General features: G+C 75.4%; 1 pseudogene. It reads right to left on the reverse strand.

Going from position 1 to position 252, the window contains the following annotated elements:
- Positions 1-246: pseudogene (locus GLA29479_RS23345) on the reverse strand (pseudouridine synthase); the annotation flags it as partial.
- Positions 247-252: the final 6 nt, after the last annotated feature.

A 252-nucleotide genomic window follows, 5' to 3' on the forward strand; every position in this document is an offset into this window, starting at 1 on the left:
CTTGCCGCCGGCCGGACGCGCATTGCTGCGCGGACGTTCGCCGCCGTAAGGATTGAAGCTGCCGGGGTTGGCGTGGTCGGACGGGAAGCTCGGCGCATTGCCGGGGTGACCATAGGGGCGCGGAGCGCGCTGGCCCTGGCCTTGACCCTGACCTTGGCCGCCGCTGCTGCGGCGCTCGCCGCCGTAGGGCGTGTTGCCGTTGCGTTCGCCGCCGAAGCCGCCGCCACCGGGGCCGCCGCCGTGCGGACGGCC

The organism is Lysobacter antibioticus, from assembly GCF_001442535.1.
Taxonomy (GTDB): domain Bacteria; phylum Pseudomonadota; class Gammaproteobacteria; order Xanthomonadales; family Xanthomonadaceae; genus Lysobacter; species Lysobacter antibioticus.